The sequence below is a fragment of the Vibrio sp. V43_P6S15P86 genome (assembly GCF_009904725.1).
Lineage (GTDB): Bacteria > Pseudomonadota > Gammaproteobacteria > Enterobacterales > Vibrionaceae > Vibrio > Vibrio diabolicus.
On record NZ_WXWT01000225.1, the window covers coordinates 1 to 11,914 of the forward strand.

General features: G+C 46.9%; 12 protein-coding genes. 1 reads left to right on the top strand and 11 read right to left on the bottom strand.

The features are described 5' to 3' along the window. On the top strand, nt 1-638 hold a 638-nt coding region (locus CAG69_RS09885), incomplete at its 5' end, for a topoisomerase I (RefSeq protein WP_161443982.1). A 78-nt stretch (nt 639-716) separates the two neighbouring features. Here CAG69_RS09885 and CAG69_RS09890 read toward each other — a convergent pair. The 11 genes from CAG69_RS09890 to CAG69_RS09940 form a co-directional block, all read right to left on the bottom strand. After that, entirely contained in the window at nt 717-1,415 is a 699-nt protein-coding gene (locus CAG69_RS09890; RefSeq protein ID WP_202600744.1) for an ABC transporter ATP-binding protein, read from the bottom strand. Nucleotides 1,416-1,437: 22 nt separating this feature from the next. Beyond that, nucleotides 1,438-2,721 (bottom strand): ABC transporter permease, encoded by a 1,284-nt coding sequence (locus CAG69_RS09895; protein ID WP_161443986.1) that lies wholly within the window; start codon nt 2,719-2,721, stop codon nt 1,438-1,440. 2 nt (nt 2,722-2,723) lie between these two features. Further along, a complete protein-coding gene (locus CAG69_RS09900; RefSeq protein ID WP_161443988.1) occupies nt 2,724-3,938 on the bottom strand; it encodes an ABC transporter permease in 1,215 nt (404 codons plus the stop codon). Continuing rightward, nucleotides 3,935-5,206, bottom strand: coding sequence for a TolC family protein (locus tag CAG69_RS09905; RefSeq protein ID WP_161443990.1), 1,272 nt, complete (start codon nt 5,204-5,206; stop codon nt 3,935-3,937). Before CAG69_RS09905 ends, CAG69_RS09900 begins: the two co-directional genes overlap by 4 nt. Beyond that, complete coding sequence (locus CAG69_RS09910; protein WP_161443992.1) at nt 5,199-6,332, bottom strand: efflux RND transporter periplasmic adaptor subunit; 1,134 nt, start codon at nt 6,330-6,332, stop codon at nt 5,199-5,201. Before CAG69_RS09910 ends, CAG69_RS09905 begins: the two co-directional genes overlap by 8 nt. A 227-nt stretch (nt 6,333-6,559) precedes the next feature. Then, nucleotides 6,560-7,120 carry a GNAT family N-acetyltransferase gene (locus tag CAG69_RS09915; protein ID WP_161443994.1) on the bottom strand — a complete coding sequence of 187 codons (561 nt, stop codon included), beginning with the start codon at nt 7,118-7,120 and terminating at the stop codon, nt 6,560-6,562. 3 nt (nt 7,121-7,123) lie between these two features. Next, the gene (locus CAG69_RS09920; RefSeq protein ID WP_161443995.1) at nt 7,124-7,549 is read right to left on the bottom strand and encodes a GNAT family N-acetyltransferase; all 426 of its coding nucleotides are present in this window, start codon (nt 7,547-7,549) and stop codon (nt 7,124-7,126) included. Nucleotides 7,550-7,568: 19 nt separating this feature from the next. Next, on the bottom strand, nt 7,569-8,324 hold the full coding sequence (locus CAG69_RS09925; protein WP_161443997.1) for a class I SAM-dependent methyltransferase: 756 nt from the start codon (nt 8,322-8,324) through the stop codon (nt 7,569-7,571). A 25-nt stretch (nt 8,325-8,349) separates the two neighbouring features. Then, nucleotides 8,350-8,982, bottom strand: a complete 633-nt coding sequence (locus CAG69_RS09930; protein WP_161443999.1) for a class I SAM-dependent DNA methyltransferase — start codon at nt 8,980-8,982, stop codon at nt 8,350-8,352. Nucleotides 8,983-9,143: 161 nt separating this feature from the next. Then, complete coding sequence (locus tag CAG69_RS09935) at nt 9,144-9,659, bottom strand: protein disulfide oxidoreductase (protein ID WP_161444001.1); 516 nt, start codon at nt 9,657-9,659, stop codon at nt 9,144-9,146. After that, complete coding sequence (locus CAG69_RS09940) at nt 9,656-11,767, bottom strand: protein-disulfide reductase DsbD family protein (RefSeq protein ID WP_161444003.1); 2,112 nt, start codon at nt 11,765-11,767, stop codon at nt 9,656-9,658. Before CAG69_RS09940 ends, CAG69_RS09935 begins: the two co-directional genes overlap by 4 nt. Between the last annotated feature and the right edge of the window lie 147 nt (nt 11,768-11,914).

The window sequence follows — 11,914 nt, forward strand, 5'->3', positions numbered from 1 at the left end:
GTGCAGTACTCGCCATATTTCTAATTAATTCAAATAACAATAATTCCCAGAGCGATTCTGTCGCAAGCTTTGACGAGCAAATCAAGACAGAGAAAACTGAGACAAGAAGTGTAACGCCTCCTGAGAGCGATGCAGCTCAAGAGGTGGTTACCGTTCCAACACCACAGAATGACAATGACGCTACTTCCGACGTCATTCCAGCTACACCTTGGATATCTGCCCCATTAAATGAATTGAGCAATGAACTGTACGATTTTATTGAAGCTGAACAGGTAAGTTACATCAGTACAACCGACTATCCATTCGACGAGCAAAAGCAAAAACAATTGCGAACATTAGCTAAGCAAGGGGTTCCTATCTTGTTTGACAACACGGAATCATCCTATTTGGATAGTTACGGTGTCAGCGAAACCAAAGTCGTTTCAGAGTATTTTGGTACAGCGTCAGAAGGTGATGTCATCATTGCTACCGGAGTACAGAATGAGGATGGCAGCATTCATTATCTGGTTTTGCCTTTGAAGAGCAAAGATCTCAACGATAGCAGTAAATTGATTGAGGACACTAAGCTCGCAATCACTCTACTTAAAGAACAAAAGCATGACTTGATAAAAGAGAGACAAGGCGAACATCGCGAATAAAAATAAAGGAAGATAGCTTCTCCCATTCCATGGCTATCTTCCTTAAAATAACTCCAGTCTCAATCAAGAAAAATTCATTTATTTTCCCTCCGGAGCCCTATCCGAAATCACCTTACCATCTTTGATGGTGATGATGCGTTTGGTGCGCTCTGCTAGGGCGTTATCGTGCGTCACGATGATCAAGGTTCTGCCTTCGGCGTGGAGTTGATTGAACAAGGCTTCAATCTCTGCGCCGGATTTTGAATCCAATGCACCCGTTGGTTCATCCGCTAAGATGATTTGCGGATCGTTGACCAAGGCTCTTGCAATCGCAACTCTCTGCTTTTGACCACCAGAAAGCTGGTTTGGTTTGTGGTCTAAACGATCCCCTAACCCGACTTGCTCAAGCAATTTGGCAGCGCGCTGGCGACGTTCTTTGGCTTTGATGCCAGAGTAAACCAACGGCAGCGCCACGTTATCGAGCGCCGTCGCGTATTCCAATAAGTTAAAGCTTTGGAAGACAAATCCGATCTTTTGGTTACGAATGCCAGCCAGGTCATTCGCACTTAAACTTGCGACGTTTTGGCCGCCAAGTTGGTACTCACCATCGGTGGGCTTATCTAAACAGCCGAGCATGTTCATCAACGTTGACTTACCCGAACCGGACGGGCCAAGAATCGAAAGAAACTCGCCTTGATTAATGGTTAAGTCAACGCCGTCTAGCGCGCGAACTTCCACCTCCCCGCTTGAGTAGTATTTACAGATGTTGGTCAGCTCAACAAGCGGCTTGTTCGACATGTTCTCTCCAGAGTTATTGTTGTTATTCACTTTGTAGCGCCTCCAACGGGCTGACTTTTGCGGCTCGGTTTGCAGGTAACCATGCAGATGCCACACCAATGATCACTAAGGTGAGGATGACAATCGCGACAACGACCCACGACAGCTCCGGGACAGGTTTACCCAGTTGTTCATAAAAGGCATTGCCCTCTAAAGGAATGGAACTGATGGCAGACACCAGCGCGTACGTCACGCCTAAGCCAAGCGCGCCCCCCATAATCATTGTCAATAAAGATTGCACTAAATAGTGCATGCGAATAGCCGTTGGGGTTGCACCGACTGCCATGCGCACACCGATATCACGCGTAGATCGCTTTACGGTGGCATACATCACATTGGCAATGCCGACGCCAGCAACAGCTAACGTGACGAAGCCTATAATGCCAAGAAAACTCTGCAAACCTATCAGAAACTGCTGCATACTCTTTTGCTTAAGGAACATATCATCGACTTGGACGATCTGCTCATCGCTGACACTTGCCCCGTGTTTACGGGCAATCACTTGCCTGATCGTCTTTGCTAAGGCTTCTCGGTCTAAATCCGCTTCTGGCTGCACATTGATGCCACCAATTTCACCGTTGACATGAAATCGCTTCCACGTCGCTAACGGCACAAAGCTGGAATAGTTGATAAGATCCCCCAGTTCTATTTGGGCGCTGTTTTTCTCCAATACGCCCACAACGGTGAACTCCTCATTGCCGATTTTTACCTTTTTCCCCACAGGGTTGACTTGCAATGTGACTGTCGCAAACCAACTAAAGTCCTCATTCGGGTTGAATAAGTCGGCTGCCAGTTCATAACCCAGTACAACGACTTTGCGCGTCTCTTTTTGATCGAGTGGATTTAACCATCGTCCCCCCGCCATCGGCACCAAATTGGTCATGGATTGAAACTCGCTCGTGACTGCTAACGGCTCTTGCCATGAGCTTCTGTCACCAACGGTGATGCGCTCTTTCCACTTCGCAGTTGGCGCAACGCTTTTTACATCGGGTAACGCTCGAACGATCTCTGAATCGTCCATTTTTAATGTCAGAAATTTACCTTGGTGAAAAGCACCGTGGTCGACGGTGGCCATCCCTCCGGTCAAATAGATCAAGTTGCCGTTACCATTTTGTGCGGTTTTCAATACGCCCTGACGAACACCCTCACCTACCGCCAACATAGCAGCGATACAGAGGGTCGCCCACGCTACAGCCAGAATGGTCAAACCCAATCTCAGCTTTTCTGCGGCCATTTCTTGGAAAATTTGTCTCATCGGTAACAACATGACTAAGCCCTCGCACTCAAAGCAATGACTGGCGTGAGACGCGATGCTCGCCTTGCTGGGAAATACGACGCCATCAATGCCAAGATAAGCGTCACAAGTAAAGACCAAGCAATGGAATCTGGCGTGATCACAGGTAAACCAATCCATTCCGGTAATGCCATGCTGCTTAAGACAGATACCACTGCATACGAAAACATCAGGCCTAATGCCGTGCCCACGGCTACCAAAATAAGCCCTTCAAGAATAAACTGACTGAGTATGGATTTTTGAGTCGCCCCGATCGCCAAACGCACACCGATTTCACGCGTGCGCTCCGTGACAGATAAAAACATGATGTTGGCAACGCCAAGCGCACCGACCGCCATGGTCATCGCGCCGCTCGCTCCGAGAAAAATCTGAATGCCACGCAAAATTCCACTGATGACCGCCGCACCTTCACTAAAATCGGGTAATTCGACCGCATCTTTATCACTTGGGTCAAAATGAAGCTGCTTGGCGAAAAAGTTCACGATATTTTGTCGAAATGACGATGCATCCATCCCTTCTCTCGGCTTCATCAATATCATCCAAGGTTTCGCATCCCACAAATCGCGGTACGTTGTTTGAGGAATGAAAACCGTGCGGCTATCGCCGAATGAAATGCCAGTGTCCTCACCTACGGTTATCCCCATCACCAAAAACGGAATGCCGTTGACTTTGAGCCTATCTCCGATTTGGATTCCGCCCATTTGCGCAATTTGATCGCCTAACACCGCCACGCGAGTGTGGTTGTCCATATCACTTGGTGACAGGTTTCTCGAACCGGATTGCAGCTTGCGTTGCATTAAAGGAAAGTAAGACGTATCAATACCGCTGACCGTACTCGATAAATTCTGTCCTTTGAGATTGGTGATATTCGCATCCCATTTGGCGTAAACGCTCGACGCCTGTTGCACGAAGCCCGACTGTTTGATCATGTCGACTTTTTCTTGTGGTATATCAATTTGGCGTCTTGAAGGTAACCCTTGCCACGGTTTACTGGTACTCGACGGAAACACCACTTGCACATTGTTGATCATAAAGGAAAACGACTGGGTCTGATGGCGATAAAAGCCTTCGCCAAGTGCGATTAACACCACCACAGAGATCACGCCCCAAGCAATCGCGATAATGGCTAGAACGCTCTTCATGCGGTGCGCCATCAACGTTTGCCAAGTTTGTTGCAATAGACTGCTCATGAATGAAAAGCTCGAGAGATCAACGCCATGGTATCGTCATCGAGTTTCCCTGCGGTTTGCAGTAAGCCGATTCTCTTACGCCAGTAGCTGTACAAGTTGGTTTGCAGACTGTTTTTCGCCTCAAACAAGCTGTTGTGTGCACTGATAACTTCCGACACTTCAAGCAGACCAGCGTCGTAAAGTTTCTCTTTGCTTTGCAACACTCTGGCGCGCGACTCAACCAGCTCGTTCGCTATCAAAACTTGATTCCAGTTGATATCGACCTGCGTAAACTGCTGAATAACTCGTTTCTGAATATCAATTTCCACTCTACGCATTTCTTGCTTGGCACTTAAAATGTTCAACGATGCTTCGTCCACTTTCGCTCGCACTGCACCATTGAGATCAATCGGCAAACTCAAACTAATCCCAGCGTTAAACTCGCCGTTTGAACGATTGTCACCATCGCTGTAGCCCACACTGCCTTTGACGGTTGGGTAGTATCCACCTTTAGCTGAGTCTTTCGCGAACTCGCTCGCTTTCACCATCTGCGCCGCCACCAACAGCTCTGGACTACTGTCTTTCGCCAGCTTTAGCCATTGCTCCTGAGAGTCCACCAGCATCGGAGGCTGAATTAAAGAGTCCGTTCGAATTTGGTCGACACTCTCCGGCATTTGATTAATTAACGCCGCAAGCTCTGCTTTTTTCACTTCGAGATCGGCTTTTGCATTGAGGATACTTGCTTGCTCAGAGACTTGATTCGCTCGCATCTCTTCAACATCAACCGACTTCACTTTGCCTGCTCGATAGCGTTTCTCAATGATGTTGAGAAGTTCTTTCCCCTCCTCCAGCTTGGACTGCGCCAATTTGAGGTCGCCCTGTGCGCTTGCCACATCTAGGTAAGCGGTGAGCAACTTCTGCGCAAGCTCGTTATGCGATTGAGATAGCTCTAACTGTGCTTTGAGATAATTGGCATTCGCTTGATCCAGTTCCGACCACAAACTGCTATCCCAAATAGTTTGAGATAAGGTAGCGCCGTAACTGTTGGAATGGCTTGAGGACTCATTCCAATCCGTTGACGCACTGGCACTTAAACCCGGCAATAACGCACTGCGGCGACTCTGTACGCCAACCTCGCCAAGCTGGACGCCGATTTTCGCTTTTTCGTAATTAGGATCGTTCTGCTTTGCTTGTTGCCAAGCTTGTTCAATAGAAATTGCGTAGGTCGGCAAACTGAGCGTGGCAGCCAACAATGCAAAGGCGATTGTTGATCGTTGCAGCTTAACCATGCGCCGCTCCCATCATGCTGTTGTCGATGACCTCTTCATCAAGCTCCACGCCATCAAGCACTTCGACATTGATGCCATCTGACAGACCGAGTTTCACAGATTGTTTATGAAACCCTTGTTCTGAGCTGTCGGGGATCAGAACATTCGGTGCGTCACCATCAAATTGCAGAGCGCGCTCCGGTAGAGTGAGCACATTTTCAGACTTCTTCAGAATGATTTGAGCCGTCGATGAAAAACCAGAACGAAGCAACACATCTTGTGGGATCTTGAGTTCTCCCACTTCAACCTCAAAACCGTTATCAAAACTTTTTGCCGAAGCATTGCCCTCTGGTGAGTTGAGGTTCTCAGATTGAATCGCCACTTTGGTTAGCACACCAGAAATCGCCACATCAGGATAAGGCGCCACCGTCAACATAACGGGCATTCCCGGAGACAACTGCGCAGCATCATGCTCACTGACGCTACCTTTAAAAATCAGACTGTTCATGTCGGCCAATGACATCATTTCAGTCGCGGCTTGGCTTGATTGAGTCGAGATGATCGGCTCTCCGACCTCAACTTTCTGGTTGAGTACCGTGCCATCAATTGGCGCGTAGATCGTCGACGTTAAACGTGCATCACCGATAGACGCCTCACCACTGCGGATGAGTTCGAGATTCTGGCGCTTTTGCAATACGTCCGCTTGCGCAGATTTGACTGCCGAGCGCGCACTTACGTATTCGTCGTAGTTACTTGGAATAATGTCCTGCTTGACCAAGCTTTCTAGGTTAGACAGTTTTTGTTTGGCGGATTCCAGATCGGCTTCGCTACGCATGAGCTCTGCCGATGCATCCGTTAATGCTTGGGGGGTTGGGTTTGGACGCACTTTGATCAGCGGCTGGCCTTGCTTCACCTTTTCACCAACTTTCGCGTAAATTTCACCGACAATACCGTCGATTTGTGACTTGATAGACACAGAGTGTGCAGGGACAATTTTACCAACAGCCACCGCTTGTTTTTCAATCGTGCCTTTTTCCACAATCAATGTAGGCAGCAATTCTGGTTGAGCAGCAGATTGGAGATAGAAATACGTACCACCGCCGAGCAGCGCGATGCTCACAGCGGAGACAAGCCAACGTTTCGTCATTATTTATTCCAACAATTATTGGGTAGTCTAATGACTACTCCTAAAACACAAAGTTGAAGGAATAATATCCTGCTTTAATAGCGGTTTGGTTGTCACAGTTGGTATGGTTTTGTCAGTCGTCTCTGACAATCAAAGACTAAAAAATCTCGAGGAATCATTCAGCAAAGACGCTGTCTACGATGGCGACTAACAAGCTCTGTAACCGCTCATTTCAACCGCCACCCATTTTATTCTGAACAATGTGCAAAATGGCGCAATTCTGTATCCTCCAATCGCATATCCATACAGTCTTGCGCCTTACGTCCTAAAGCTGGAAAAACCGCATGCGCTTTTAAAATGCCTTGGCTGATAAAGCCACATTTCTCCAACACACGAATACTTGCGTGGTTTTCAATATGCGGGGCAGTGCGAATGCGCGTTATACCTAAGCTTTGCAGGTAGACAACGCCAAGTTTGCAGGCTTGGGTTGCATAGCCTTTTCCCCGATAGCGAGCAGAAATACCAAAATGGATTTCACTGCTGTCTTGCTCAGGTATCAGCACCAGACAACCAATAGGAGTTTGAGAAGTGAGTTCTTCAATAGCGAAGACTAATAGATTGGGAGACTTTTGATCATATAGAGCGCACCATCTTTCGATGGCTTCAAGGGTTTGATTAGAATTTTGGTGGGCTTGGCGATTGAGGAAGCGGTATGCTTGCTCATCGCCTAAATAGTTTTCAAACAGAGGAGCAGAGTCTGTTGTTTTGAGGTGTCTGATTGCCACTTGTTGAGATTCAACTCTCATCATGATTTAGCTCTGATAAACATTCGGTTTCCAGATTTGCATGAAGTTTTCTACTGGAGCAATAGGAGTGAACCCAAACTGTTCGTACAACCCATGAGCATCGCGGGTTGCAAGCATCATACGGCGTAAGCCTTGTAGTTCTGGATGAGCAACAATTTCTGAGATCAACCACTTACTGATGCCTTTACCACGATGTGCCTCCACAACAAACACATCGGCAAGGTACGCAAACGTGGTACGATCGGTAATTAACCGAGCAAAAGCAACGAGTTGATTTTCGTCATCCAAAACCGCGAAACAGAACGAATTTCGCAATGACTTCTCAAAGCGTTCTCTTGGAATACCCTTTCCCCAACAACTGTTTGAAATGAACTGGTAGATAACGTCTAAATCCATGTCATCTAACGACGTGGTAATTCGAAACCCTTGCATTGTATCCCTCAACATTGATTTATATTTTCTCAGCCACACAGACAAGCGATTTGGCATTCACCTCAAATGCTTGCGCTGACCAAGACTGGTACTTCTCTATGATTCTGAATCCCGCTTGTTCAAGGAAAACCTCTATGTCTTCCAGCGGACGATATTTTAAATCAATGCTGGAATACTCAATCGCTCCACCTTCAAAATGGCGCTCTTTCTTCAAATACATGATGGATGTTTGCGAGTCATACTCGGCCTTCATACCTAAATAATTCACTTCACCATAAGTTGGAGAAACATAGGTTTGCCACAGTGCCATCTCATTATCCAATTCTAGATTCTCTGGCGTTGGTAACCGCGTATCGAAGACAAATCGCCCACCTTTTTCTAGGTGCTTTGATATTGAGCTCAGTGCGCCTGCCAGCATGTCGTCACTTAAAAAGGCCTGAAATGCATTCCCTGTCATTATGGCTAGGTCAAACTTCTTACCTAACGAAAACTGGGTTGCGTCGAGATGAAGAAAACGTAAGTTACTCCTACTTTTGGCTTTGTCCTTTGCGTGTTTGAGCATCCCTTCAGAAATATCAATGCCAATGGCTTCGTTGAGTTGCTCAGAGACTGGAATCGTGACAATGCCGGAACCACAACAGACATCCAGTACACTTCGAGCATTGGTTTCTTCGATTAACCTTGTGATGAAAGCAATGTCGTAATGGTAATACTGCTCGTATTGGGCATCGTATTCAATGCCCGACCCGAACTCGGTTAAATCTTGTGTTTTCAAAAACAGTCCTTGTTTGTTACTTATTTCAGCGGTGTGACTTTTTCGGCTCTAGCATCAAGTATCGACACACATAACCAACACCAGATACGTAACCAATCACGTTTTCTAGTGAAACCACTTCCAACCCAGCTTGCTGACAGAGTTGCTCAACTTCACTTTCGGTATATGCCTTATGCACGACCGATCCACTATAAGTATTTCGAGGCAAATCTTGTCCATCCGGATCGTGGTATTGAAAGCTGATAAAACATCGTCCATTCGCAGTTAGCTTATGCGAAATACACTCCAGAAGTTGTTGAGGCTCTGCTAGAAACTCAGTAAAACCAAGTGCGGTGATAAGGTCGAAGGTTTGCTCAAACAAAGGGGAAAATGGCTCATCGAGGTTATGAACCGCGACGCTTTGATAGAGGTTAGTTTGGCGCGCTTTATCAACCATTTTGGACGAGATGTCTAAGCCATGGATGGCGAGTTCTGGATAGTGACTTTTTACGACATGTCCGATACTGCCAGTCGCACAGGCTAGGTCGAGAACCGAGCCTTGCTCGATGGGAGAGGTTTTTAACTTCTCAGAAATCCAACGTGGACCGACGTAGTGACTGTCATCCACCAACTTTTGATAGCGATCCGACACATCATCATACATTTTTGCTACGTTCATCGTTTCCTCCTTGATAACCAGAACGATGCTCGAATGTAACACGCAATAAGCATCTAGACACTTATTGGTTGACTAGTTCTTTATGGTATGTGACCGACTGGTTGTTTAGGACAACAAAAAAATCCGATACTCTATATTTTGAATATCGGATTTTTATAGCGTTATCGAGCTAACCAAATTCTCGCCAATATTCCTATCGGCGTTGTGACGCCTGTCGTAATAGAGGTCACTTCACCATTTCTTAAAATATAAATGGTTGGAGTCACGCTAATTTTCCATTCACGCATAATATCGCTTGAAGGATCGTTTATGTTTTCAAAACGATATTCTTTTGCCTGCATAAACTGCGCCACGCGCTCATTCGGTCCCGATGAGCCAGAAACGCCAACTACGGTGTAGTCATCACTCAGCCAGCTCACGCTTGGGCTTACAAATTTACAAGCGGGACACCAAGTCGCCCAAAAATAAACAACGACAGGTTGTTCATGACTTTGCGCGATTGCATCGAAGTATTCACCATCGCTCAATACGGAGCTCAATGGTGGTGCCTCTTGTTTAGGAATATCTTTGGTGCGATACCAATCCATCGCGATAGAAATAACGGTGACAATGAGCACCATCTGTACGATTTGAATGAGCCAATATCGGAATGTTCTACGCTGCTTTGTCGAACTCATTGAATGGTTCCCACACTCGCTTGTTTCACCGCGCTTAAAACAACATCATCAGTCAGAATCACAGGTAACGGGATACCTTGTGGCGCCGCCGGGCCATAGACGATGTTAAACGGCACACCGTAACGCCCATGAGCTCGTAAAAAGTCAGTTACCGAGCCGTCTGGATGTGTCCAATCCCCTTTTAACGTCGCTACATTAGGGCTTTGCAGCAATGAGTAGACAGGATCTTGCCAGATCACACCGATCTTGTTCGCTTTACACGTGACACACCAATCCGCAGTGACATCCACAAACACCACTCGCCCATTATTGACGTGATCTTCAATCGCCGAGTTAGAAAGCTTCTGCCACGCTAAGTCCTCAGGAAGCGGTGTCGCCCATTGATTTGCGGTGACACTGCCAAGTAGCAGCCCGCCAGCGATTAAGATAAGCGATGCAGAGCCGGATACCACGAGTGCTTTATCGCCATGAACGCGTTTAACGCGAATCATCAGAACAATAAACGCGACTAAACCGGCGAGAATGGCCCAAAACACTGGTAGGTGATTGGCCATCAAAGACAGTAGCCAAACGCTGGTGGCCAACATCATCACACCAAATACGTTTTTGACCATGTTCATCCACTGACCCGGCTTCGGCAATTTAAGCGCAATGCTTGGGAAAATTGCCACCATAATCCAAGGCAACGCCATCCCCAACGCTAAGGCGGTGAAAATAGCAAACAGCGTAACCACATCGGCACCCAAAGCAAACGCCACAGCCGTTCCAAGGAAAGGCGCAGAACACGGCGTAGCAAGCAAGGTTGCAAACATCCCTTGAACGTAGTGACCCACTAGAGAGTTATCACCTTTCGACGCGAGCCATGTACTGGTGCCAGACGAAAGACGGATTTGAAACAGTCCTAGCATGTTGGCGCCAAACAAACCTGTGACCAGAACCATCAATCCTAAAAACCAAGGGCTTTGGAACTGAACGCCCCAGCCAATGGCATTACCTGTCAGTTTGAGCACCAAAATAAAACCAGCGAGAATCCAGAACGACGTTAATATACCAAGTGACGAGGCAACAAACTGAGCGCGAATTTGACGACGCTCGATACCTTGAGCGGCAACAATACTACTTAGCTTCATCCCCAAAACCGGAAGAACGCAAGGCATAATGTTAAGAGTTAAACCGCCGAGCAACGCGAATAGAAAAACACTCGTTAGAGACGTGCTCGGCAACGGTTCAACTATTGCCTCAGCAGTTGCTTGAGTGGTTTCTTCTGCTAGTAAATTAGTGTCTTTGATGGTCACAAACAGCGACTGACCATCTAACTCCACATCGCCCAGCCAAGTATCAACGATATAGCTCGCGGTGACGATGTTTCCTTCTTGATGCATTCCTTCAAGCTTGAAGCTATAGTCTCGCGTTGCTTCATCGACACCATCCACCAGCACTTGTGGTTGTTGCCAACCCTGACTGTTCTTTAACTTGATTTGTAGTTTCGATTGGTTCGCATCCCAACTCGCCTGAGTAACATCAATAAACGGCGATGGCTGCGGCACGTTACTCACTGCTTGAGCGTAACTGAACATCACGTCTTCATCGACTGTTAGATCAGAAGGCAAGAACGTCAATTGAATTTGATAGTCCGTCAGCACACAAATCGTCGTACAAGAAGAAAGTGTCAGTACCGCATCAATCGTGACAGGTTTGGACATGTCTTCGACGTGCAGCGTCATGGGGAACAAAGTGTCGCCTTTGTACCCAAGAGTCTCGATACCTAATAGTTCGAATTTTTGTGGGTGCGGCCATTGCCAATCCACTTTGGATAAATTTTGTGAATTTTGCCAATCAATAGATGGTGCTACGCCGCCCTCACCAGGTGAACGCCAGTAAGTTTTCCAGTCTCCGGTTAACTTGACATCCAAATAACCTGTAAGTGTTTTGGCTTGCGGATCTTGTTGACCAGTGAGCACAAAGCGCGTTTGCACTGGAGGATGTTGTGGGTTGGTCAGCCAACCTGTATCAGGAGTTTGAGCTGAAATATTCAGAGAGAGCAAACTCAAAGCAAGCGTCATAAAAAACATGGACGCAAACTGAGTCAGTTTAGTAATTTGATTCATAGTGATTCCTAGTTATAAAGACAAAGGTGCTAAATAACTGACGCTAGTGGTCAGAAAGCACGCTTTTATTCTCGGAACACACAGAAAGTCAGATGGACTCGATACTTACGGCCTATCGGTTCCGTCCAATGTTGCGCACCAATATAG